Here is a 21,631-nt window from a genome sequence, read left to right as displayed (position 1 = left end):
GTTTGAGTTCATCAGGTCAGAAAATCGAGCCGCGCATCGGCACGGTTCGCCGTGATCCTCACGATCTCGGCCGTGACCACGCCCTGCGCCACGAATGGATCAGCAGCCACCCGCCTTTCGACGTCCTCCTCGGAGAGGCCATGGATAAACACTATGCCGCCTTGCCCGGAAGCAAGGCTGCCGGCGAGCAGAAACCGCCCCTCGGCGAATCCCTCATCAAGCCAGGCCTTGTGGCCGGCCAAAGCCCCGGCGGCCTTTCCGCGATCAATGAACTTCAGCAGCACTACGAACATAGTCGGTCATCTCCCTGGATTGCCGTGCCTGGCCAGTGTGCAGACGTACTGACGGCAAACCCATCGAAGATGCTGAACAGCCCGACGAAAGAAGCTTTCAGGCAGAACCGCCATCGAGCACGGGGGCGAGGGTCCGAAGGGCGCGCGCCAGCGCATCGGCCGTCCTGCGAATGCGCGGCACCCGGGACATCTCGGGATGAACCAGAAGCCAGAGGCCGAGCGAGAGCCCCGTCAGAGGCTCCGATACCCGGACCAGCCCCGGGATGGCAGAACCGATGAAGCAGGGCAGCACTCCAAATCCGATGCCGGAGCGGACAGCCTGTGCCGCACCCGGCAGGGTATTGGCGCGGAAGCGGATCCGGGATTCGGGGATATTGGCTGCGACCCAGCGGCCGGGGCCGGTGCAGGCAAGTCCCGCGTCATAGCCGATCCAGGGCCGGTCGGCAGGTTTGCCGTCCATCCACTTCCGTGCCAGTTCGGCATCGGCATGGACCGCCATTGCCACCGTACCCACTCGCCGCCCCTTGAGCACCGGATCCGGGGCTTCGGTGACGCGCAGCGCGATATCGGCGGCACGTCCTGCCAGGGAAATGACCTCGTTCGATACCAGCAGTTCGACGGTGACGTCCGGCAGTTCCCGGCAGAGGCTGGCCAGCACGCCCGGCAGCAGGTACTCGGCCACGGCATCCGGAGCCGTCAGCCGGACGACGCCACCCAGGGCATCATCCCTGCCGCGGATGCGGCTCTCCAGAGCCTGGATGTCGTCCCGCAGACGCATGGCCAGATCGCGCATTTCCTCCCCGGCCGCGGTCAGACGCCAGCGGGGCGGCGTGCGGTCAAACAGCCGCACCCCCAATCCGGCTTCGATCTGCCGCAGGCGCCGGGAGAGGGTCGGATGACTGATCCTGAGGGTCGCCGCCGCCGCGGTCACGGTGCCCTGCTCGGCGACGACCAGTACCAGGCGCAGATCATCCCAGTTGAGGCCAGAGACTTGCGACATAATCTGAACCCGTGCCTGAAGCTGCCGGAGGGTGGTGCCGGCACCGCCCTCCAGCTATAGCCCGGCACAGGTCAGACGGCAAACACCCCCGGCCGGGCCTGACGCCAGGGCTGGAGCTCTTCCAGATCCCGCCCCAGCTGCAACAGAATGTCCTCGCGACCCATGCCGGCCGCGAGCTGGATCGGCAACGGCATGCCGTCATGCATGCCCGCAGGAAGTGCCATCGCCGGCAGCCCGGTCATGTTGAACGGCGCGGTGAAGGGGACGGTATCGAACAACCGGTCATACCAGCCCTGCGCATCGAGATCGGGATCATTCTGATCAAGATAGCCGAGCGGGACCGGGACATCCTTCAGAACCGGCATCAGAATAGCATCATAAGTGCCGAAGAAGGCGCCGAAACTCCGCGATACCGTGTTCATGACCATGAAGGCCTGCTCGACATCCAGTGCCGTGAGCTTCGCCCCTGCCTGTGCACAGGCCATGGTCACTGCCTCGACGGTATCCGGCCCGGGCTGCAGGTTCAGCATCTCGGCCATACCGTAGACCCCCGCGGCCAGGAACGACATCCAGGCGGTGAAATTCGCCCGGTGGAAAGCGGCCACGTCATAATCCGGCGCTGCCTCTTCGACGACATGCCCTTCCGCTTCCAGCAGTTTCGCAGTCCGGACCAGCGCCGCATCGATATGAGGCGCGGCTGCCGGCGACCCCGGCCACTGCCGGGCCAGGGCGATGCGCAGCTTTGGCGTCGGCTTGCGGATGGCCTCGGCATAGGGCACGGCCGGCGGCGGGATATCGGTCATTGCCCCGGGATCGGCCCCTGCGACCGCGTCGAGCAGGGTGGCTGCATCGCGCATGCTTCGCGTCACGGCAAACTCGTTGGCCATGCCCAGCAGCGGCAGGCCGTAATAGGGCCCGAACGGTATGCGCCCGCGCGAGGGCTTGAGACCCACCAGCCCGCAGGCCGCGGCCGGGATCCGGATCGATCCGCCCCCGTCATTGGCATGGGCGAATGGCACGATGCCCGCGGCCACTGCCGCCGCCGAGCCGCCGGAGGAACCGCCCGGCGATCGCTCCAGATTCCACGGATTGCGCGTCGGTCCGTAGAGCAGCCCCTCCGTCGTAGCGTTGAAGCCGAATTCGGGCGTCGCGGTGATACCCAGCGTGTTCAAACCCGCCCGCCTGAAACGGGCAAAGAGTTCCGAATCGACCGGGGGCACGAACTGCCCCTGGCCCAGCATCCGCGAACCCATCATTTCCGGATGGCCGCCGACCGCCAGGACGAGATCCTTCACCAGGAACGGCACACCGGCAAAAGGACCGGACGGGTCGCCCGGCACCGGCTCGTCGAAGCGGCGAACCACCGCATTGATCCGGCCGTTCACTGCCTCGATCGCCTGATTGGCGCATTCGGTCAACTCGGCGGCGCTCACTTCGCCTGCCGCGACCAGACCGGCAAGGCCGGTCGCATCCTCGGCAACGTAATCCTTTAGTTCCATCCCTCGTCTCCCTGTTTTGTATAGCGGGACCCGAGGATTTTCGGCCCATCCGTGGCCGGTCTCCAGGATGCAGATGGATCACATCGACCCGAGCGCCGTCACCAGAGCGGCACGGGAATTGATCCCCAGCTTGTCATAGATCCGGCGGGTCTGATTGCGGATGGTGACGGGCGACAGCCCAAGTTGCCGGGCAACTTCCTTGTGGCCCTGGCCGCGGGCCAGCAGGGCGGCAATCTCGGCCTCGCGCGGGGAGAGCCGGTCCACAGGCGCCACGCGGCGCAGCACCAGCCGCACCAGTCCGGCCCCTGCCCCGTCGACCTCGGCCATCAATCCGAGTGCCGGAACCTCCTGTCGCCCCGGGTGTCCGAGGATCTCGCGGAGCGGTGTCGGCAGCCATGGTTCCGCTGCGAGACCCAGCCGTGCCAGATGCCGCCAGCCGAAAATGCACAGACCCGCCGGGGTGACATGCAGCTGCACGCTATCGGCATCGGTCGGCGCTTCTGCACGGCCACGAACCATGCGGTCCAGGGTTGTGACCGCACCGTAGAGGAAATCCTGCTCGTCCTCATGCCAGGATCTCCCATCCCCACCACCGCGATAACAGGCGAGGAAGAGCGAGGCGGGCTGTCCAGGCCGGAACGACATCGCGCCCGCCGCGGCGTCGAGGTCGTAGCGCCCCGACATCCGTATCAGCCCGGGCGTCTGTTCGACCTGCCGCCTGCGATAGGTGGCAACCCGGTCAGGGGCGCGGCGGATCTGGCCCAGCATCAGATCGTCATGACGCATCGCCCGCCAGTCGTCGAAGAACGGGCCGGTGATGTTGAAGGTGCGCGAGGCCGCGATCTCCACCCGCCCGCCATCCCAGGCGGAAAAGCCGTACCAGGCGGAATCGAAACCCAGTACGCCCGCCAGCCGTCCGATCGCCAGATCAAGCGCATCCGCCGGCGAGGCTTCAGCGAGAAAGCCGTCGACGTCTTCGAGCCAGGCCGAGAAGCTGCGGATGCCTGTGGTCATGGAAAAGGCGTCCCCTTCAGGCGAGACGACATGCAGACCGTCCACCGATGTTGACACGGCCTGATGCATCCGGCAACGACGCCATCCCCCTGCCCCATAACGAAAAGCCGGCAGCCCCAAAGGGGACTGCCGGCTTTTCGCAAAGGCATACCCGGTGCACGGGGCCGCAGATCCCGGAAGGATCGCAGCCCCGGCGCGGATCAGCGCTTCGAGAACTGGAAGCTGCGGCGGGCCTTGGCCTTACCGTACTTCTTGCGCTCGACGACGCGGCTGTCGCGGGTCAGGAAGCCTTCCTTCTTCAGCGGCTTGCGCAGGGTCGGCTCGTAGAGGGTGAGCGCCTTGCTGATGCCGTGACGCACGGCACCCGCCTGACCCGACAGGCCGCCGCCGACCACGGTCGCAACGATGTCGAAATTGTCGACGACGTTGGCCACGGTGAAGGGCTGACGGATGACCATCATCAGAACCGGACGCTTGAAATAGGCGTCGGCGTCCTGGCCGTTGACGGTGATCTTGCCCGAACCCGGCTTCACCCAGACGCGAGCGATCGCGTTCTTGCGCTTGCCGGTGGCATAGGAACGGCCCTGCGCATCGCGGACCGGCTCGGGGAGCTGCTCGTCGGCGATCAGACCGGCGGCCTGGGCCATGTCCTTCAGCGCGCCGAGGCCCTGGGCCTGAACGTTGGTTTCGGTCATAGCTCGATTACCCCACGTTCTTGCGGTTCAGGGCGGCGACGTCCAGCGGCTCCGGGGTCTGGGCCGCATGCGGATGCTCGGGGCCGGCATAGACGTGCAGCTTGCGCATCACATCGCGGCCGAGGGGGCCACGGGGGACCATGCGGCGCACGGCGGCCTCGATCACGCGCTCAGGGTAGCGACCGTCGAGGATCTTGTCCGCGGTCCGCTCCTTGATGCCGCCCGGATGGCCGGTGTGCCAGTAGTAGGTCTTCTGGACGCGCTTGCGGCCGGTGAGCACCACCTTTTCGGCATTGACGATCACGATGTGATCGCCGCAATCCATGTGGGGGGTGAACATCGGCTTGTGCTTGCCGCGCAGACGGTTGGCAACAAGGGCGGCGAGACGGCCGAGCACGAGCCCGTCAGCGTCGATCACCGTCCACTTGTGCTCAAGGTCTGCCAGCTTGGCGGTATAGGTCTTCATGAGCCTTGGCACCGAGATGGGTTCTTGAAACTGGAGGCGGAGTATGCCACGGAACCCACGGCCGTCAATGGGTAATGTTTGTTTATTTTCAAAGACTTATAAATTTGGTATCATAATACCACACATCCTGTCCCAGGAGAACCGCCGCTTTGCAGCCTTTTCGTACCCGTTCGGGCACCGGCAGAGACTTGGACGGGGGCATCGGAGAGCGTTATGATGCGCGCAAAACTGCAGGGCCGTTGCCGCAGGGCACGCAGTTGACGAGCCCCGCAGACATTCCGGATCGATATCCCGAAGAGGGAGGGAGAACGCGCCATGACCGATCAGTCGCCGACCAGGACCGCCGAGGCAGCTCCCATCCGGCTTGAGGTGGAGGCCGATGGCGTTGCCGTGCTGACCCTCACCCGCTCGGCACAGCGGAACGCGCTGTCTCTCGGCATGATGACCGCGATCGAAACCGCTCTGGAGCAGATCGCCGCCGACCCGGCGGCACGGGTGGTGGTGCTGCGCGCGGAAGGTCCGGCCTTCTGCGCCGGCCACGATCTGAAGGAAATGCGGGCGTCACCGGATCGCGCCTCTTATGAAGCGCTCTTCGCCCAGTGCAGCCGGATGATGACCCGGATCGTGCGCCTGCCCAAGCCGGTGATCGCCGAAGTGTCGGGCATCGCGACGGCGGCAGGCTGCCAGCTGGTGGCGAGCTGCGACCTGGCGGTCGCCGCGACCACCGCGCGCTTCGCGACCCCCGGGGTCAATCTCGGCCTGTTCTGCTCGACGCCGATGGTGGCGCTCTCGCGCGCGGTCGGCCGCAAACACGCGATGGAGATGCTGCTGCTGGGCCAGATGGCCGATGCAGAGACGGCGTACCGTTTCGGCCTGGTCAACCGCGTCGTCGCCCCCGAAGAGCTGTCGGACACGGTGATGGGCATGGCGCGGATCATCGCGTCCAAGTCGCCGCTGACGCTCAAGATCGGCAAGGAGGCCTTCTACGCGCAGGTCGAGATGCCGCTCGACGACGCCTATGCCTATGCCTCGCGGGTGATGACCGAAAACATGATGGCCCGCGATGCCGAAGAGGGCATCGACGCCTTCATCAACAAGCGCCAGCCCGTCTGGCAGGGGTGCTGATCCGATGACCGGGACCCGTGCGGTCGTCCATGACCGCTATCCTGATGCCTATATCCGCGACATCCTGCGCAACACCCGTGTCATCGCCATGGTCGGCGCCAGCCCGAACTGGAACCGGCCAAGCTATTTCGCCATGAAATATCTGCAGGAAAAGGGCTATCGGGTGATCCCGGTCAACCCCGTCGCCGCCAGCCAGACCATTCTGGGTGAACCCGTCTACGCGACGCTGGACGAGCTGCCCGTGGTTCCCGACATGGTGGACATCTTCCGCAATTCCGACGCCGCTGGGCCGATCACCGACGATGCCATCCGCATCGGCGCAAAGACGGTGTGGATGCAGCTGGGCGTGCGCAACGACGCGGCAGCCGCCCGCGCCGAAGCGGCCGGGCTGAACGTGGTGATGAACCGCTGCCCGAAGATCGAATACGGCCGCCTGTCCGGGGAGCTGGGCTGGAGCGGTGTGAACACCGGCGTGATCAGCGCCAAGCGCATGGGGCCGCCCCGATGACCGATCAGACGAAGAAGCCGGATGCTGCAGGCGGCGCCAGCGGCTTCGGCTTCTCCACCCTCGCCGTCCATGCCGGCAACCGGCCGGAGCCCCATACCGGCGCGCGGGTGACGCCCATCTATCAAACCTCGTCCTTCGTGTTCGACAGCGTCGATCACGCCGCATCTCTGTTCAACCTGCAGACCTTCGGCAACATCTATTCGCGCCTGGGCAATCCCAGCGTTTCGGCGCTCGAGGAACGGGTGGCGGCACTCGAAGGCGGCCGCGGCGCCACCGCCTGCGCCAGCGGCCATGCCGCGCAGTTCCTGGCGCTGGCCAGCCTGATGGAGGCCGGCGACGATCTGGTCGCCTCGCGCTTCCTCTATGGCGGCTCGTACACGCAGTTCAGCCAGAGCTTCAAGCGCTTCGGCTGGGGCTGCAGCTTCGTCGACGCCCGCGACCCCGACGAGGTCGCCAGGGCGATCGGGCCGCGCACCAAGGCGGTGTTCGTCGAAAGCCAGTCCAACCCTTCGGGCGTGCTCACCGACATTGCCGCCCTCGCCGATGTCGCCCATGCCCATGGCCTGCCGCTGATCGTCGACAACACCATTCCCAGCCCCTATCTCTGTCGGCCCTTCGATCTGGGCGCCGATCTCGTCACCCATTCGCTGACCAAGTTTCTGGGCGGCCACGGCAATTCGCTGGGCGGGGCGATCGTGGAAAGCGGCCGGTTCGACTGGAAGGCGTCCGGCAAGTTCCCGTCGCTGTCCGAACCCAATCCCGGCTATCACGGCCTGCGGTTCGAAGAGACCTTCGGCGACTTTGCCTTTACCGTCCATGCCCATGCCGTGGCGCTGCGGGATTTCGGCCCGACGCTCTCGCCCTTCAACGCCTTCATGATCATGACCGGGATCGAGACCCTGCCGCTGCGCATGGACCGCCATGTTGCGAATGCCAAGGCGGTCGCGGCGTGGCTGGAAGCCCATCCGAAGGTCGCCTGGGTCTCGTATGCCGGTCTGCCATCCAGCCCGCAATACGATCTGGGATGCCGGCAGATGCCGCGCGGCGTCGCCCCGGTCTTCACCTTCGGTCTGAAGGGCGGCTATGAAGCCGGTATCCGGCTGGTGGAAAGCGTGGAACTGTTCAGCCATCTCGCCAATGTCGGCGACACCCGGTCCCTGATCCTGCACCCCGCCTCGACCACCCATCGCCAGCTGTCGCCCGAAGACCGGACGAAGAGCGGCGCCGGTGACGATGTCATCCGGATTTCGATCGGCATCGAGACGGTCGACGACCTGATCGCAGATCTCGACCAGGCCTTCGCGCAGCTCTGACCATATAAGTCCCCCGACCCGAGGCTTCCATTCCGTTCATGGCTCCGTCGCATTTCCCCGGGGCAGATCCTGCCCTGCCCGCCCTTGCATCGGTCGACCGGCTGATCTTTCTGCGCCATGGCCGCACGGCCTTCAATGCCGAGGGCCGCGTCGCCGGCCAGAGCGACATCCCGCTGGACGAAACCGGCCGCGCGGAAGCCTGGGCGGCCATCGAACCGGTTCGCGCCCTCGGCCCCGATGCCATCGCCGCAAGCCCGATGCTGCGGGCACGGAGCACCGCGGCGATCATCGCCGAAGGGCTGGGCATGACCGATGTGGTGCAGCTGGTCCCGGGCCTGCGCGAACGGAACTGGGGCATGTATGAAGGTGCGCCGCTCGGCGACCGGCCGCCCTACGAAGAAACGCCGCCCGGGGGTGAGCCCTGGGCGGCGTTCCTGGATCGGACGGCACATGCTCTTGCAGGGGCGCTGCGCATGATGGGCAGCCCGCGCCGCCCGCTGATCGTCGCGCACTCGGGCACATCGCTCGCCCTCTCGAAGCTGCTCGGCGCGCCGATGCCGGTCGAGAAGGCGCAGAACGCCGTGCCGCTGGTGTTCCAGCGCGCCCGCGACGGGTCGTGGCGCTGCTGGATCCCGGGGAGCTGACGGCGCGGCTGCGCAGCAGCCGTCAGGCGGCAACCGCCTGCGGCACCAGACGGGCGATCTCGGCCTCGGCCGCGGCAATCGCCTTCGCGCGCGCCTCGGGGCCCATACCGATGCCCTCGGCACGGACGATCTCGACATCGCTGATGCCGATGAAGGCAAACACGGCCTTCAGCCAGCTTTCCTGATGGTCGAAGGCGGCCATGGCCGGGTTGGACGAATAGACACCACCACGGCTCGACACCACGATCACCTTGCGACCACCGGCCAGGCCTTCGGCACCATTCGGACCGTAGCGGAAGGTGCGGCCGGCGCGGGCCAGACGATCGATCCAGGCCTTGAGCTGGCTCGGCACCGAGAAATTGTACATCGGCGCGCCGACCACCACGACATCCGCCGACAGGAACTCGTCGAGCACGGCCTCGGCCAGCGCCAGCTCATCCTGCTGGACCGGCGTCAGATCCTCGGTCTTGCCGGCACGGACCACCGGCATGCGCTCCGCCGACAGATGCGGCAGCTCGTGGGCCGCCAGATCACGGGTGACGATTTCGAGGCCCGGCACGGCCTCGGCAATGGCGGTGGTGATGGTCTCGACCAGCTGGCGGCTGACCGATTCGCCTTCCGCGGCGCTGGAGTGGATCTGGAGCAGCTTCATGGCGGACATCCTTGAGTGATGTTGAGACGGTGAAAAACCTTCGCCCTATACCTGCCGATGGAACGGGCCTGACACCAGATGGCAAATCCTGGATAATACGTTCCATTGGTGGAACGCCAGGGCGAGGTGGCCGATGCAGGACCTGAACGATCTGATGATCTTTGCCCGCATCGTCGAGCATGGCGGTGTCGCCGCTGCCGCCCGCGCGTTGAGCCTGCCCAAATCCACGGTCAGCCGGCGGCTCGCCGCACTCGAAGACCGTCTCGGCGTGCGGCTGATCCAGCGCAATACCCGCGCCTGGACGGTGACCGAGGTCGGCCGCGCCTATCACCGCCATTGTCAGGCCGTGATCGCCGCCGCAGAGGCCGCACAGGAGGTGATCGATCACAGCCGGGCGGAGCCGCGCGGCCTGATCCGGATGAGTTGCCCGCTGCCGCTGCTGTTCACGGCGATAGCACCCATCCTTTCCCGCTTCATGGCCGACTATCCTGAAGTCCGGGTGGAGGTGGAGGCGACCCAGCGGCGGGTGGATGTGATCGAGGAAGGCTTCGATCTGGCGCTGAGGGTCCGGCCTCTGCCGCTTGAGGACACCGATCTGGTGGTGCGGATCCTGGGACAAAGCGCGAGCGTGGTCGTGGCGTCACCGCAGCTGCTGCATGGCCGCCCCCCCGTCACCCGGCCTGAAGAGATCGCGACACTGCCGACCATCGCCCAGACCCTTCCGGGGATGCGCAGCCATGCGGGCAATGACGCCAGCCCGCCCCATCATTGGGTGCTCACCGGGCCCGGCGGCGAGATCGTGCGGGTGGCCCATCATCCGCGGCTGGCCGTCGATGATCTGCCCACCCTGCATCACATGGCCCTGGCCGGCATCGGCGTCACCATCCTGCCGGATTATCTGGTGGCCCCGCATCTGGAGGCCGGACGGCTGGTTGCCCTGCTGCCCGACTGGCACCCGCCATCAGGCGCAGTGCATGCCGCCTTCCCATCCCGCCGCGGTCTGGTTCCGGCCGTGCGCCGCCTGATCGACCGGCTGGCGGACGAGTTCGATGGCGAGGCGGGCTATTCACGAGGAGACCGCAGATGTCCGTAGCCGGCCGTGTCACCGAGGCGGGTCGCCGCTGCACCCTGAGGTCTCAGAGCACCAGCCGAAGGCGAAGCGGATGATCCGCGGGATAGCGGGTCTCGATCAGGATCATGAGTTCACGGCTGAAGCCGGCCGCCTCGTCCTTAAGCTCGCGATAGAGCGGCAATGCCCTGGCTTCGGCCGGCGGCACATCGAGAGCGGCGCGATTCGCCGGATCATCGAGTGCCGCCAGAAACCGATCGTAGTGGCTGAGCGCCGGCGCCAGTGCCACCGGGCCGCAGACATCGAGCATGCGGTCGATCGGCGGGCGGCCCAGAAGGCCGCCGAGCAGGCGGCGCTTCTCGTCCACGGCGAGCCCCGCCGTTTCGGCCGCAGCCACCACGCCCGAGACGTAGAGCAGCTTGCGTGAGAAGACGAGCTTCACATTACGCAGGCCCCAGCCCTTGGCCTCGGCCCCCCGGGTCTTCATCTCGAAATCGACGCAGATGCTGCGGTAATAGCGGATCACGTCGTTGAGCAGAAAGGTCGCCGGATCGTCGCGACCATGATGATCCTGCACATAGGTGGCGATCAGCCCGTCGAGGGTCCGGCGGAAGACGGCCTCGCCGGCGAGTGCCCGCCCCTCCAGCAGCATCAGCAGGCGGCGGGTGGTGATCTGGTTGACATCCGCAACGCCACCGATGGTGTTGATCAGGGCATCGGTGGACTGGGCACTCTCGAAGGCGCCGCCATCCGCCGGCTGGCGGATACCCGCCGCTTTCGCCGCCCCGTGAACCCGCCGGGCCAGCACCCGGGCCCTGGCCTCGGCGGCCCGCTCCGGCTCGTAAAGCACATAGCTGTCCAGATCCGCCTGCGGGCCGGCCTCGCCGCGGCCATAGGATCCGCAGACCACCACCGACAGGCCGGATTCAATCACACCCGCAGGCTCGGCCCCGCGGAAGAGGTCGTCATCGTCCAGCACCGGTACCATCGGCAGGGCATCGGAAAGCCGCCCGAGTTGCGCCTCCGTGCGTCGGCGCAGCTGCACCAGATGCGGGGCGTCGGCCTCGAGGGCCGTGAAGCCCGCGCCGACGGGGGCATGATCGGCGGTCATGCCGCCACGCCGAACAGGTCGGGCTGACGCCCGCCTGCCCCCTCGGCCGCGATGGCAGCCAGCGCGGAGAGGCCGTAAAGCGGCCGCTTGCGGCGGGTCTTCACCTCGCGGTAGCGCCGGGCATAGGCTTCGGGAGAGTCCAGCACCACGTCGGGCTCGATGGTGAAGCGGCGCTCGCGCCCCATGACCATCTCGACAGGCACCGCCGGCTCGGCGGCTGCCCGCTTGCGGCCGGCAGCGGCAGCACGGGCCGCACGGAAATCGGCATGGATATGGCCCACCAGGATGGCGATCAGCGCCTGGAGATCACGCACGCGGCCGAGCAGAGCGCGCTCGGTCAGGAAGAAATCCTCGGCCCGGTAGCGGTCGATCGTCTGGTCGACATGACGCTGCACCAGCGCATCGGCCGAGCGGCAGACGTCACCATAGATGAAACTGTCGTAGATCCGCTCCTTCAGCCGCCAGAAACCATCCAGGCGGCGCACCCCGGCACGGTCGACCCGGGCCAGCGCCAGAACCGAGATCAGCGGATGGGCATCGACCGGCGCCCGGTGGAGATAGGTGTTCGCACGGCAGATGCCGTCGATCGTATCGATGTTGATCGGGCCGGAGAACAGATGCGCATGCGGGCGGTTCGACCGGCGGGCAATCAGGGCGACCACCTCGTCGGGGTCGACGCCATGCCGGTCGAGCACGGCGCGAACATCGCGACCGATCGGCACCTCGCCCCGGATCACCGCCGCCGTCGCCGCGTGATGATCGATACCGAACCGGTCGGCGAAGACCGGCTCCAGCGTATGCGACAGCGGCCCGTGACCCACATCGTGGAGCAGGGCGGCGGCAATCAGCAGATCGCGGTCACGCGGCTGAACGCCCGCCAGCCGGCAGTAGCTGACCGCCAGCAGCGCCACGCCCAGCGAATGATGATAGCGGTTATGCCGGACGAAAGACGGCTTGCCGTTCGGGTGGAACAGCCGGTCGATGACCCCCAGGAACGAGATGTCGCGCAGCCGCTGAAATCCGGCGCTGGCGATCAGCTCGCGGTGCAGGGTCTGCGGAAAAGCCTGGGCGATGGCACCGTCGTCCAGACGGAAACGGAAACGCGGCGCCTCGGGAAACAGATCGCCCGCCGCCCTCGCCTCTTCAGGCCACGACACCGGTGCCCAGTCGGCCAGATCCTCGAAAGCTTCGGCCAGGGCGGGCGCATGGGGCGGCTCCGCCGTCTCGACTCCGAAGTCCCAGATGGTGATCTGCCGTCCGGTCATACCTTCTCCGCTCGCGTGCCGCGCCGCAGGTCGGGGAGCCCCACGCAGCCGGCCACCTGATCTAGCATCCGCAGCGCCGGCGGGTCCAGTGCCCTGCATCGGAGCTGCCGGTCAGCCACCGCATTCCTGCTCAACTATGGCATTCCTGCGCGATCCAGGCCAGGAAACCGGCAGATCCACCCTCGATCGGCCAGGCGGATATGCCCGGGAGGTCATAGCTGTGCAGGGCGATCACCCGCTCTGTCAGAAGCTCCAGACGATCGGCGGTCGTCTTGGCGATCAACACCACCTCCTCGCCCGTCTCCACCCTGCCTTCCCAGCGGTAGATCGCCGTCATGCCGCCGATCAGATTGCAGCAGGCGGCCAGGCGTTCCTCGACAAGCGCGCGGCCGATCGTCAGCGCCTCGTCGCGGCTGCTGCAGGTGACATAGGCCACCATGGGGCGCGCGACCATGCCGGCCGCTTCGACAAGGCACCGCTCGGCCGCGTCGAGCGGTGCCACGCCGTCGACCGCCAGGGCAAGTGCCGACAGGGCATGTGCAACGTCTTCACCCCCGGCCAGCGCGCCGGCCTGTGCGCTTTCCAGAAGCCGCTCCAGCTGTCGTGCAGCTTCACCGACCTTCGGAAAACCGAAGCTGCCGGCGGCGCCGGCAAGGGAATGCGCTGCCCGCTCCGCGTCATCCAGCCCCCCGGCCTCGCCCCGGTCGCGCCAGGCGACGACGCCTTCCCGGATCCGGGCAACGCGTGCGGGCATGCCCTGCCGGAACTCCTCGGTCAGGGCCGCGATGACGTCGGTGGCGCCACCGACCCTGCCGTCCCGGTCGGTCTCGGGACCATCGGTTTCAGGACGATCGGTCACGACCAGCTTCTCCGTTCGGTGAGGATCGGTTCGGACGGGGCGTCATCCGCGCGGTCACGCGGCGGCAGAGCCTGATAAATTGCGTGCAGTTCTGCCGCCAGAGTCAAGGGATCGAACGGTTTTGCGATGACGGCGGCAGCGGCGACCCCGTCGACACCGTCCAGGTCCGTGCGGGTACGCGCCGTCAGAAAGACGGCAGGCACCGCAGCTCCTCCCGGTAAACCGCGAAGCCGCCGAAGGGTTTCCGGGCCATCCATGCCCGGCATCATGACATCCAGAAGAACCAGGTCATGGCGGGCGGCGTCGAACGTCTCCAGCGCCGTCTGGCCGTCGGCGCAGACCGTGACGTCGATCCGGCCGACCGCGGAGAGGGCCAGCCGAACGAGTTCGCGCAGGTCGGGCTCGTCCTCGACGAGCAGTACGTGCCGAAGCTCCCCCATTCACCGTCTCCACCGTCTGCGACCATCATTGCCTGAAAGATTAAGATAAAGGCATGACGGCCTGAGAAAAACGCGACGTTGCCGCCTTATCCGAGGCCCAGCCGGGCCACGACCCGTTCGGCCAGCGCCAAAGCTGCGGTCAACCCCGGGCTTTCGATGCCCAGCAGATGGACCAGCCCGCCGATCCCATGGCGGTCAGGCCCATCTATGCGAAAATCGGCATCGGCTTCACCCGGGCCGACAATCTTTGGGCGAATGCCGGCGTAATCGGGCACCAGGGCGACATCGGGCATGCCGGGCCACCAATGGCGGATCGCGCCTGCAAAACCGTCCGCGCGCGTCGGATCCACCGCCAGCGCCGAAGGATCGTCGACCCACTCCACATCGGGGCCGAAGCGTGCCTGCCCGGCCAGATCGAGGGTCAGGTGCACGCCAAGCCCTCCCGCCTCGGGCACCGGGTAGATCAGGTGGCTGAAGGGGGCACGGGCTCCGTCCAGCCGGAAGTAATTCCCCTTCGCGAAGCGCACCGGCACCGCCAGGTCTGCGGGAACACCGGGCCCATCGATCGCATGGGCCAATGCCGGCGCACCGAGGCCGGCCGCATTGACCAGGATGTCACAGGTGAACTCCGCCGGCTCGGCACCGCCGGTCGCCAGGGTGATGCCCTGCGCGTCCGCCCGGCCGGCCAGCACCGGCGTATGTGTGACCAGCATGCCGCCCTGCGCTTCCAGCCGGGCAAGCAGCACCGCCATCAGTTCATGGCTGTCGATGATGGCAGAGGCAGGCGACCACAGCGCTGCATGGACAGCCAGCGCCGGCTCCATCTCCCGCGCCCGGGGCGCCGGCAGCGGCTCCACCTCGGTGGCGCCATTGGCATGGGCGCGGGCCAGAATGGCATCAAGCCGCGGTGCCTCTTCGGCAGTGGCGGCGACCACCAGCTTCCCCAATCGTCGATAGCCGATCCCGGTTTCGGCAGCGAATGACGCCAGCCGTTCACGGCCTTCAAGGCAGCACTCGGCCTTCAGACTGCCCGCGGGATAATACAGGCCGGCATGAACGACTTCGGAATTGCGGCTGCTGGCGCCTTCGCCGAAACGTGGCCCGCCTTCCAGGACCGTCACGCTACGCCCGGCCCGTGCCAACCGTTCGGCAACGGCCAGCCCCACGACACCTGCGCCCACGACCACGGCATCCAGATCCGGTTGTGCCACGCCTCGCTCCTTTTTCTCCGCGGTCCTCGCGGACCGGTCCGCGACACGGCATTCAAGCAGAGCCGGCGGCCCGTCGACAATGCCGGGTTGCGGTCCGGATCAAAATACGCGGCGATGCAGTCTGGTCGGGGCGGATCCATCGGCTGCTGAAACGACAACGGCCGCGCCATCCATCGGATGGTGCGGCCGTGAAAGCTGCAGACTTCGCTGCTGCTGCGACATCCGGGGATGATGCCGCGAAGAGAAGAATTGGTCGGAGCGAGAGGATTCGAACCTCCGACCCCTAGTCCCCCAGACTAGTGCGCTAACCAGGCTGCGCCACGCTCCGACCGTTCTTCATGGGGTTGCGATGCCGTTTCCGTCATCCTCCCCCTTGCGAAGTGCGCGGACTATAGCCAACCGGATCGGCCCGCGCAACCCTTCTGAAGCAGGATTTGTATTCGGACTTGTCAGCCCTGCCCCTGCTGTCTCACCTTCTCCACCTCGTCGGCGGAAATCTCCTCGATTTCGGCGGTTTCGGCCCGTTCTTCACCTGCCGCCTCAACCTCGTCCGTCGCATCCCCATCCGCCGCCGGCTGATCGGCACCGGTTTCGCCGTCGGCAAGCTCGACGACGAAGACATCCTGGGCGAAGCTCTCGTCGGGCGTCAGCTCGCCACCGCCGGCGGTGTCGTCCGCGCCTGCGTCTTCATCGGTCCCGTCGAGGATTGCCCGCGCCTGATTCAACAGGTCGAACGCCTCACGCAAGACCAGACGACGCCGTTCATCGGCGGCAAGAAGATCCCTGACACGGCTTTCCGCGCGTTCAGCCGCTGCGACAGCCTCGGCGGTCATCGACGAGGTGACGATCTCGTCAGTCGGGTCGTCTTCGTCCCCGCCCTCGATATCGGTCTCGTCGTCCTCGACGACGATGTCATCGGCATCCTGATCCTCGTCGAAGACCTCGTCTTCGCTCTGGCGTGCCAGCGCGTCGAGCAGATCAGGGTCCTGTGCCGCCGCACCGGCTGCGCCGGCTTCCACCCGTTCGGCGACCGCCTTGGCACCGCCTTCGCGGAGCAGCTTCTGTACGCCCTTGATGGTGTAGCCTTCTGCATAGAGCAGATCGCGGATCCGGCGAAGCAGGACAACGTCGTCGGGGCGGTAGTACCGGCGCCCGCCCGCCCGCTTCAGCGGCTTCACCTGCGGGAACTTGCCTTCCCAGAAACGGAGGACGTGGGCGGGGACGTCGATCTCTTCCGCCACCTCGCTGATGGTGCGGTACGCGCCGGGCGCCTTGCCGCCGCCGCGCCGCCGGTCGCCATCATGGGCGGTGGTGTCGGTCATCTCGTCAACGCCTCCATCTCACCGGCCGCATCGCCCTTGCTCAGGCTTCGGCCTCGTCATCCTCTGTCTCGAGGTCCAGATCCGCGATGTCCGCCAGGCTCTTGCCGATCCGGTCCTTGAGCACGTTCGAGGCACGGAACACCAGCACCTTCCGCGGAAGGATCGGGACTTCCTCGCCGGTCTTCGGATTGCGGCCCACGCGCTCGCCCTTCTGGCGCACCGCAAAAGTGCCGAAAGACGAGATCTTGACGGTGTCGCCTTCGACCAGGCTGTCGGAGACGACGGACAGCACCGCCTCCACCAGCTGGGCCGACTCATGCCGCGACAGACCGACTTCCTGATAGACCGCCTCGGCCAGATCCGCGCGAGTGACGGTGCGTGCCATAGTCTTGTCCTCAAATACTTGCGCGCGCAGCTTCACCCTGTTTATGCGCCATGGCGGACGAGAATGTCAAACGCCATGCGCTTCAAGGCTTTGCGACACGCAGTTGCGTCGTTTCGGAAAAAGCGTGAAAGGTTCACCACCGACGGTAAGGCCGGAGCATCACCAGCGGATCAGCGCCGAACCCCAGGCCAGACCGCCGCCGATGGCTTCGACCAGCACCACCTGCCCCGGCTGGATGCGGCCGTCGGCCACGGCCTCGCTCAGCGCCAGCGGGATGGAGGCGGCAGAGGTGTTGCCGTGGCGGTCCACCGTCATGACCACCTTCTCCATCGGCAGGCCCATCTTGCGGGCCGTGCCGGTGATGATCCGGGCGTTCGCCTGATGCGGCACCAGCCAGTCGATCGCATCCGCCGTCATGCCGTTGGCCTCCAGCGCCTCGTTGACACTGTCGGCCAGTTTCACGACGGCGTGGCGGAAGACTTCCTTGCCTTCCATCCGCAGATGACCGGCGCTCTGGGTCGACGACACGCCGCCATCGACATAGAGCGCGTCATGATGCCGGCCGTCGGAGAAGAGATGCGTGGAGAGCACGCCGCGGTCGTCGCTCGTGCCCTCGCCTTCCGCGGCCCTGAGCACCACTGCACCTGCACCGTCGCCGAACAGCACGCAGGTCCCGCGGTCGTTCCAGTCCAGGATGCGCGAGAAGGTCTCGGCACCGATCACCAGCGCGGTGCGAAACTGGCCGGCCTTCAGGAAATTGTCGGCGGTCGACAGCGCGAAGATGAAGCCCGCGCAGACGGCCTGGACATCGAAGGCGGCCCCCCGGGTGATGCCGAGCCCGGCCTGGATCTTGGTCGCGGTCGCCGGGAAGGTCTCGTCGGGCGTCGAGGTCGCGACCACGATCAGATCGACCTCGTCGGCGCCGATGCCGGCATTGGCGAGTGCTGCGCGCGCCGCATGCAGGCCCAGGGTCGAGGTCAGTTCCTCTGGCGCCGCGATGCGACGCTCGCGGATGCCCGTCCGTTCCTGGATCCATTCGTCGGAGGTGTCGACCATTTTCGACAGATCGTCGTTGGTCAACACCCGGGCGGGCAGGTAGCCGCCGACGCCGAGCACGCGCGCGCGCAATACCGTCATGCCGTTGCCGCCTTCTGCTGGTCGGACGTCCCGTCGATCCGGTCCGCCGCGATCCGTTTGAACTCGCCGATGATGCGTTCGTTGAAGCCGTGCGCCACCAGGTCGTAGGCAACGCCGATGGCATTGGCAAAACCGAGGGCGTCGGTACCGCCATGGCTCTTGACGGCAATGCCGCCGAGCCCAAGGAACATGGCGCCGTTGTGGTGACGCGGATCCGTCTGCTTCTGGATCGCCTTCAGGCTCGACCGCGCAAAGAGATATCCGATCCGGGCCAGCAGCGAGCGGCCGAACGCAGAGCGGAGATAGTGGCTGTAGAGCTTCGCCGTGCCCTCGGCCGTCTTCAGCGCGATGTTGCCGGTAAATCCGTCGGTGACGACGACGTCGACCGTGCCCTTGGCGATATCGTCACCTTCGACGAAGCCATGGAAGCGGATGCTCTCGGCGGCTTTCAGTCTCGCGGCCGCTTCCCGCACCGTTTCGAGCCCCTTGACCTCTTCCTCGCCGACATTCAGCAGGCCGACCGAGGGGGTCTGATAGCCGAGCACGATGCGTGCGAACAGTTCCCCCATCACGGCGAACTGGATGAGGTTCCGGACGTCGCATTCGGTGTTGGCGCCCAGATCGAGCACCACACTTTCGCCACGCAGCGTCGGCATGGTTGCCGCGATCGCCGGGCGATCAATGCCCGGCAGCATGCCGAGCATCATCCGCGCCATCGCCATCAAGGCGCCGGTATTTCCGGCCGAGACGGCGGCGCTGGCACGGTTTTCCCGCACCGCCCGAAGGGCCAGGCCCATGCTCGACTTGCGCCCCTGCCTGAGCGCGACCGAGGGGCGCATGGTGCCCGGAACCACTTCGTCGGTGTGCAGGAATTCGGTCGCGGCGAGCAGCTTTTTGCGCCGCTTCATCAGCGTGCGCAGCCGCGGCTCGTCGCCGACCATCAGGAACCGGAGGCCCGGATGTCGCTTGAGTGCGATGGCAGCGCCCTTGACCACCATCTTGGGAGCCTGATCGCCGCCCATCGCATCGAGTGCGATGGTAACTTCACCGGACAAGGCCACCTCACCTCCGCGCCCTTCGTCGGGCCAGGCCGGCCCGACGTCTTCCTCCGATCACCTGGAGCCGGCAAGCCGGATCAACCGGCCGCCGCCTCGGTCGCGACGTCACGGCCGTCATAGAAGCCGCACGAGCCGCAGACATGATGCGAGAGCTTCAGCTCGCCGCAGTTCGGGCACTCCTGCGCGTTGGTCGCGGTCAGAGCGTGGTGGGCACGACGCATGTCGCGCCGCGACTTGGAGACCTTTTTCTTGGGGACGGCCATAGTCTTCGCCTTTCGGGATGGTAACGGTCACGAGCCGAATAGCGCGCTTAGTTAGCGAAAAACCGGCTCGATGGCAAGGCTTCTCCCGGATCTCGTATCCGGTGTCATGCCGGTCAGGATGCGTCACCCCCTTCGGGCGTGTCCGTATCCATGCGCTGCTTCAGGGCCGCAAGCTTCGCGAAGGGATGTTCGCGCCCCTTTCCCTCAGGGGCGGTGCCGCCCCTGAGCGTGAAGACTTCACGCTCGACCGGTTCCCCCGGGGCCTCAGGGCTCCGGGGATAAGGATCGATCGCGAGAGAAAAATACTCGGTCGCAAGTTCGCCGGCATCCACCCTGCCGTCGACCAGCTGCTCGGGCGGTTCCTGGTCGTCTTCCGGCTCGGCCGCATCAAGGGCTGCCAGCCGCCGGCTGTATTCCGGCTCGGCAAGTGCATCCACCTCGACGATCTCCGAAACCGAAGCCTCAAACCTTAGATTGGTAACAACGCAGGTTTGAATCAACCTTCCCGAGAGATCAAACACCAGATGGGCACCACCTCGAACCCGCGTCACCGTGACGCCCACCTCGAGCGACAGGATCTGCTCCTGCTGCAGGCGCCGGCCAAGCGCCGCACACTCGGCCGGCGTGGCCACATACGAGAAAGTGCGCGGCTCCCCCGGCTCGATCGCCTCGATCTCGATGACGCGCGAGAATTCGGGGGTCTGAGCGCTGGTGGTATCGGTGCCGGTCATGAGCGTCGGTCGTCCTTGGAACGCGAAATGCCGGGCCCAGCCGGGCCCGTGGCGGCGCACCCTACTCCATCAGCCCGGGTTTCGCCAGCCCCGGCAATGTGTTGGGTCATGTGCAGGGATCAATCCCCACCGGCGTCGGACGCATCCTCGCGCACCGCCGACGGCACCGGCAGTGCGGCATAGGCGGCCCGGCCGTCCAGAAGGTCTGCCGCCGGCTGCCCATCCAGCGCACGGATGCTGGCAAGTACATAGGATGCAAGCGCCTCAAGCACGACGCCCGAGGGCCGTACGGCCCCCTCGCCTTCCACACCGAACACGTTGCGGGCGATGGCGTCGCCGAGTTCGGCACCGCCATCGGCTGCCGAGGCCTCGATGGCGGCATCATAGCTTTTGATCCGGCCGTAGAAGGCCTCTCCCATCCGTTTGACATGCTTGCCGACGCTGAGGTCACCGACGCCCATCTCCCGCAGCGAGCGGTCCATGTCGGCGAACATCCGGTCGAACAGTGCCTGCCCGGTACGGCGCCCGGCTTCCCCTTCCCGCTTCAGACGGTGCAGGACCATAAAGACGTGCAGCACCAGCATGTCGAAGCGGCCGTCCACCGTGTCCGGTACGCCGAAGTCGCGATAAAAGGTCACCGACCGCGCCTGGGCGACCGCCGTATCATAGAGCGCTTCAGCGGCAGCACGGGGCCCCGTGCGACCGAACAGCCTGTCGAGAAACATCGGGCCTGGACCTCCTCTTTCGACCATCTGCAGGCCGGTGATACCAGAACGGCCGCCGGTCCGATTGACACCCCGCATCACGGAATGCAATCTTGGGCCGCCCGCCAGCAGACGGGCCGTCGCATCCCCGCCGTCCTGGGCTTTCCGACGCGCTGCTCTGTCTGACGCCCGATGGTCGGCGTCGTTCCGTGCAGATGCCGGTTCGTCCAGGTGGTTATGGAGGCGACGCCCCACAGCGTCAACGGTGACATCGCCAAGATGATCCGGTCAGCGCCCCGGCGCCGCCCCATTTTCCCGTCCGTCACCCGCACCGCGCCGATGGTCGCGGTGGTTCTTGCCGGCCTCGCCCTCGGCGCCTGCCAGCCGGTGATCCGTACCCACGGCTTCATGCCGTCGAAGGACGAGATCGCCCAGTTGCAGCCCGGCGTCCAGACCCGCGAGGATGTCCGCGCCATCCTGGGCGCCCCGGCCACGACGGGCACCTTCGAAACCGACACCTGGTATTACATTCAGAGACGGACCAGCACGGTCGCCTTCTATTCGGCCGACGTCACGGAGCAGGACGTTCTTGGGCTGCGTTTCGGCACAGACGGCAGGCTGGCCGATATACTGCGCTTCGGCCTGGATGACGCCCGCCAGGTGAGCTATGTCGACCGGATCACGCCGACCTCCGGCAACGAACTGACCGTGCTGGAGCAGTTCATCGGCAATATCGGCCGGTTCAACTCCGACCCCTCGGCCACCAACCCGGGCAACCCGTCGGGTATGGGCAGGCCGCGCTGACGACCGGCAGGCCGTACTGCAAACGACAGAAAAGGGGTCGATCACTCGACCCCTTCTTCATGT

At 66.8% G+C, this 21,631-nt stretch carries 25 protein-coding genes and 1 tRNA gene; 6 read left to right on the top strand and 20 right to left on the bottom strand.

Annotated features, from left to right (window positions below; genetic code table 11):
* Positions 1 to 11: 11 nt before the first annotated feature.
* The 6 genes from WI697_RS08905 to rplM all read right to left on the bottom strand — a co-directional run bounded on the left by WI697_RS08905 (position 12) and on the right by rplM (position 4,967).
* Positions 12 to 293, bottom strand: coding sequence for a YciI family protein (locus WI697_RS08905; RefSeq protein WP_345958198.1), 282 nt, complete (start codon positions 291 to 293; stop codon positions 12 to 14).
* Between the two features lie 97 nt (positions 294 to 390).
* Positions 391 to 1,293, bottom strand: a complete 903-nt coding sequence (locus WI697_RS08900) for a LysR family transcriptional regulator (RefSeq protein WP_345958196.1) — start codon at positions 1,291 to 1,293, stop codon at positions 391 to 393.
* Positions 1,294 to 1,364: 71 nt separating this feature from the next.
* Positions 1,365 to 2,792: an amidase gene (locus tag WI697_RS08895; RefSeq protein WP_345958195.1), complete on the bottom strand. Its 1,428-nt coding sequence runs from the start codon at positions 2,790 to 2,792 to the stop codon at positions 1,365 to 1,367.
* Between the two features lie 78 nt (positions 2,793 to 2,870).
* Complete coding sequence (locus WI697_RS08890) at positions 2,871 to 3,806, bottom strand: helix-turn-helix transcriptional regulator (protein WP_345958194.1); 936 nt, start codon at positions 3,804 to 3,806, stop codon at positions 2,871 to 2,873.
* Between the two features lie 200 nt (positions 3,807 to 4,006).
* On the bottom strand, positions 4,007 to 4,453 hold the full coding sequence (gene rpsI, locus WI697_RS08885) for a 30S ribosomal protein S9 (protein WP_145978220.1): 447 nt from the start codon (positions 4,451 to 4,453) through the stop codon (positions 4,007 to 4,009).
* Positions 4,454 to 4,508: 55 nt separating this feature from the next.
* Positions 4,509 to 4,967, bottom strand: a complete 459-nt coding sequence (rplM, locus tag WI697_RS08880; protein WP_014745307.1) for a 50S ribosomal protein L13 — start codon at positions 4,965 to 4,967, stop codon at positions 4,509 to 4,511.
* A gap of 315 nt (positions 4,968 to 5,282) precedes the next feature.
* Between rplM and WI697_RS08875 the strand changes: the two genes are divergently transcribed.
* From WI697_RS08875 to WI697_RS08860, 4 genes are read left to right on the top strand one after another with little or no spacing between them, the layout of a single operon-like run.
* Complete coding sequence (locus WI697_RS08875) at positions 5,283 to 6,092, top strand: enoyl-CoA hydratase (RefSeq protein WP_062765085.1); 810 nt, start codon at positions 5,283 to 5,285, stop codon at positions 6,090 to 6,092.
* Positions 6,093 to 6,096: 4 nt separating this feature from the next.
* Positions 6,097 to 6,600 carry a CoA-binding protein gene (locus tag WI697_RS08870; protein WP_345958193.1) on the top strand — a complete coding sequence of 168 codons (504 nt, stop codon included), beginning with the start codon at positions 6,097 to 6,099 and terminating at the stop codon, positions 6,598 to 6,600.
* Positions 6,597 to 7,913: an O-acetylhomoserine aminocarboxypropyltransferase gene (locus WI697_RS08865; protein ID WP_345958192.1), complete on the top strand. Its 1,317-nt coding sequence runs from the start codon at positions 6,597 to 6,599 to the stop codon at positions 7,911 to 7,913. The genes WI697_RS08870 and WI697_RS08865 overlap by 4 nt, the downstream gene beginning before the upstream one ends.
* Before the next feature lie 38 nt (positions 7,914 to 7,951).
* Complete coding sequence (locus WI697_RS08860) at positions 7,952 to 8,557, top strand: histidine phosphatase family protein (RefSeq protein ID WP_345958191.1); 606 nt, start codon at positions 7,952 to 7,954, stop codon at positions 8,555 to 8,557.
* A 22-nt stretch (positions 8,558 to 8,579) separates the two neighbouring features.
* Here WI697_RS08860 and WI697_RS08855 read toward each other — a convergent pair whose 3' ends face one another.
* The gene (locus WI697_RS08855) at positions 8,580 to 9,209 is read right to left on the bottom strand and encodes an FMN-dependent NADH-azoreductase (protein WP_062765096.1); all 630 of its coding nucleotides are present in this window, start codon (positions 9,207 to 9,209) and stop codon (positions 8,580 to 8,582) included.
* 133 nt (positions 9,210 to 9,342) lie between these two features.
* Between WI697_RS08855 and WI697_RS08850 the strand changes: the two genes are divergently transcribed.
* Positions 9,343 to 10,302, top strand: coding sequence for a LysR substrate-binding domain-containing protein (locus WI697_RS08850; protein WP_062765099.1), 960 nt, complete (start codon positions 9,343 to 9,345; stop codon positions 10,300 to 10,302).
* Between the two features lie 43 nt (positions 10,303 to 10,345).
* Here WI697_RS08850 and WI697_RS08845 read toward each other — a convergent pair whose 3' ends face one another.
* The 13 genes from WI697_RS08845 to WI697_RS08785 all read right to left on the bottom strand — a co-directional run bounded on the left by WI697_RS08845 (position 10,346) and on the right by WI697_RS08785 (position 20,785).
* Positions 10,346 to 11,389, bottom strand: a complete 1,044-nt coding sequence (locus WI697_RS08845; RefSeq protein WP_062765102.1) for a nucleotidyltransferase domain-containing protein — start codon at positions 11,387 to 11,389, stop codon at positions 10,346 to 10,348.
* Positions 11,386 to 12,654, bottom strand: a complete 1,269-nt coding sequence (locus tag WI697_RS08840) for an HD domain-containing protein (RefSeq protein WP_062765105.1) — start codon at positions 12,652 to 12,654, stop codon at positions 11,386 to 11,388. Before WI697_RS08840 ends, WI697_RS08845 begins: the two co-directional genes overlap by 4 nt.
* A 130-nt stretch (positions 12,655 to 12,784) precedes the next feature.
* Complete coding sequence (gene cutA / locus WI697_RS08835; RefSeq protein ID WP_345958190.1) at positions 12,785 to 13,513, bottom strand: divalent cation tolerance protein CutA; 729 nt, start codon at positions 13,511 to 13,513, stop codon at positions 12,785 to 12,787.
* On the bottom strand, positions 13,510 to 13,953 hold the full coding sequence (locus tag WI697_RS08830) for a response regulator (RefSeq protein WP_345958189.1): 444 nt from the start codon (positions 13,951 to 13,953) through the stop codon (positions 13,510 to 13,512). The genes cutA and WI697_RS08830 overlap by 4 nt, the downstream gene beginning before the upstream one ends.
* Before the next feature lie 86 nt (positions 13,954 to 14,039).
* Positions 14,040 to 15,164, bottom strand: coding sequence for an NAD(P)/FAD-dependent oxidoreductase (locus WI697_RS08825; protein ID WP_345958188.1), 1,125 nt, complete (start codon positions 15,162 to 15,164; stop codon positions 14,040 to 14,042).
* A gap of 250 nt (positions 15,165 to 15,414) precedes the next feature.
* Positions 15,415 to 15,492 (bottom strand) — tRNA-Pro (locus WI697_RS08820).
* 121 nt (positions 15,493 to 15,613) lie between these two features.
* The gene (locus tag WI697_RS27465; protein ID WP_385999812.1) at positions 15,614 to 16,486 is read right to left on the bottom strand and encodes a MerR family transcriptional regulator; all 873 of its coding nucleotides are present in this window, start codon (positions 16,484 to 16,486) and stop codon (positions 15,614 to 15,616) included.
* 40 nt (positions 16,487 to 16,526) lie between these two features.
* The gene (locus WI697_RS08810) at positions 16,527 to 16,871 is read right to left on the bottom strand and encodes an integration host factor subunit alpha (protein WP_014745326.1); all 345 of its coding nucleotides are present in this window, start codon (positions 16,869 to 16,871) and stop codon (positions 16,527 to 16,529) included.
* A gap of 159 nt (positions 16,872 to 17,030) precedes the next feature.
* Complete coding sequence (locus tag WI697_RS08805; RefSeq protein ID WP_014745327.1) at positions 17,031 to 18,008, bottom strand: beta-ketoacyl-ACP synthase III; 978 nt, start codon at positions 18,006 to 18,008, stop codon at positions 17,031 to 17,033.
* A complete protein-coding gene (gene plsX / locus WI697_RS08800; protein ID WP_062765116.1) occupies positions 18,005 to 19,063 on the bottom strand; it encodes a phosphate acyltransferase PlsX in 1,059 nt (352 codons plus the stop codon). Before plsX ends, WI697_RS08805 begins: the two co-directional genes overlap by 4 nt.
* 80 nt (positions 19,064 to 19,143) lie before the next feature.
* A complete protein-coding gene (rpmF, locus tag WI697_RS08795) occupies positions 19,144 to 19,329 on the bottom strand; it encodes a 50S ribosomal protein L32 (RefSeq protein WP_014745329.1) in 186 nt (61 codons plus the stop codon).
* A gap of 113 nt (positions 19,330 to 19,442) precedes the next feature.
* On the bottom strand, positions 19,443 to 20,060 hold the full coding sequence (locus tag WI697_RS08790; RefSeq protein ID WP_345958187.1) for a DUF177 domain-containing protein: 618 nt from the start codon (positions 20,058 to 20,060) through the stop codon (positions 19,443 to 19,445).
* 119 nt (positions 20,061 to 20,179) lie between these two features.
* Positions 20,180 to 20,785: a ubiquinol-cytochrome C chaperone family protein gene (locus tag WI697_RS08785; RefSeq protein ID WP_345958186.1), complete on the bottom strand. Its 606-nt coding sequence runs from the start codon at positions 20,783 to 20,785 to the stop codon at positions 20,180 to 20,182.
* Between the two features lie 258 nt (positions 20,786 to 21,043).
* On the opposite strand from WI697_RS08785, the gene WI697_RS08780 reads away from it, so the two are divergent.
* Positions 21,044 to 21,568: an outer membrane protein assembly factor BamE gene (locus WI697_RS08780; protein ID WP_197465187.1), complete on the top strand. Its 525-nt coding sequence runs from the start codon at positions 21,044 to 21,046 to the stop codon at positions 21,566 to 21,568.
* Positions 21,569 to 21,631: the final 63 nt, after the last annotated feature.

This window comes from Tistrella mobilis (assembly GCF_039634785.1).
Taxonomy (GTDB): domain Bacteria; phylum Pseudomonadota; class Alphaproteobacteria; order Tistrellales; family Tistrellaceae; genus Tistrella; species Tistrella mobilis.
The sequence above is the reverse complement of the archived record's forward strand: the minus strand, read 5'-3'. Positions and strand labels throughout refer to the sequence as shown.

Coding starts and splice junctions, on each gene's coding strand:
- WI697_RS08905 (WP_345958198.1), bottom strand. CDS start 293: ATGTTCGTAGTGCTGCTGAAGTTCATTGATCGCGGAAAGGCCGCCGGG.
- WI697_RS08900 (WP_345958196.1), bottom strand. CDS start 1,293: ATGTCGCAAGTCTCTGGCCTCAACTGGGATGATCTGCGCCTGGTACTG.
- WI697_RS08895 (WP_345958195.1), bottom strand. CDS start 2,792: ATGGAACTAAAGGATTACGTTGCCGAGGATGCGACCGGCCTTGCCGGT.
- WI697_RS08890 (WP_345958194.1), bottom strand. CDS start 3,806: ATGACCACAGGCATCCGCAGCTTCTCGGCCTGGCTCGAAGACGTCGAC.
- rpsI (WP_145978220.1), bottom strand. CDS start 4,453: ATGGCCCAGGCCGCCGGTCTGATCGCCGACGAGCAGCTCCCCGAGCCG.
- rplM (WP_014745307.1), bottom strand. CDS start 4,967: ATGAAGACCTATACCGCCAAGCTGGCAGACCTTGAGCACAAGTGGACG.
- WI697_RS08875 (WP_062765085.1), top strand. CDS start 5,283: ATGACCGATCAGTCGCCGACCAGGACCGCCGAGGCAGCTCCCATCCGG.
- WI697_RS08870 (WP_345958193.1), top strand. CDS start 6,097: ATGACCGGGACCCGTGCGGTCGTCCATGACCGCTATCCTGATGCCTAT.
- WI697_RS08865 (WP_345958192.1), top strand. CDS start 6,597: ATGACCGATCAGACGAAGAAGCCGGATGCTGCAGGCGGCGCCAGCGGC.
- WI697_RS08860 (WP_345958191.1), top strand. CDS start 7,952: ATGGCTCCGTCGCATTTCCCCGGGGCAGATCCTGCCCTGCCCGCCCTT.
- WI697_RS08855 (WP_062765096.1), bottom strand. CDS start 9,209: ATGAAGCTGCTCCAGATCCACTCCAGCGCCGCGGAAGGCGAATCGGTC.
- WI697_RS08850 (WP_062765099.1), top strand. CDS start 9,343: ATGCAGGACCTGAACGATCTGATGATCTTTGCCCGCATCGTCGAGCAT.
- WI697_RS08845 (WP_062765102.1), bottom strand. CDS start 11,389: ATGACCGCCGATCATGCCCCCGTCGGCGCGGGCTTCACGGCCCTCGAG.
- WI697_RS08840 (WP_062765105.1), bottom strand. CDS start 12,654: ATGACCGGACGGCAGATCACCATCTGGGACTTCGGAGTCGAGACGGCG.
- WI697_RS08830 (WP_345958189.1), bottom strand. CDS start 13,953: ATGGGGGAGCTTCGGCACGTACTGCTCGTCGAGGACGAGCCCGACCTG.
- WI697_RS27465 (WP_385999812.1), bottom strand. CDS start 16,486: ATGACCGACACCACCGCCCATGATGGCGACCGGCGGCGCGGCGGCGGC.
- WI697_RS08810 (WP_014745326.1), bottom strand. CDS start 16,871: ATGGCACGCACCGTCACTCGCGCGGATCTGGCCGAGGCGGTCTATCAG.
- WI697_RS08805 (WP_014745327.1), bottom strand. CDS start 18,008: ATGACGGTATTGCGCGCGCGCGTGCTCGGCGTCGGCGGCTACCTGCCC.
- rpmF (WP_014745329.1), bottom strand. CDS start 19,329: ATGGCCGTCCCCAAGAAAAAGGTCTCCAAGTCGCGGCGCGACATGCGT.
- WI697_RS08790 (WP_345958187.1), bottom strand. CDS start 20,060: ATGACCGGCACCGATACCACCAGCGCTCAGACCCCCGAATTCTCGCGC.
- WI697_RS08785 (WP_345958186.1), bottom strand. CDS start 20,785: ATGTTTCTCGACAGGCTGTTCGGTCGCACGGGGCCCCGTGCTGCCGCT.
- WI697_RS08780 (WP_197465187.1), top strand. CDS start 21,044: ATGATCCGGTCAGCGCCCCGGCGCCGCCCCATTTTCCCGTCCGTCACC.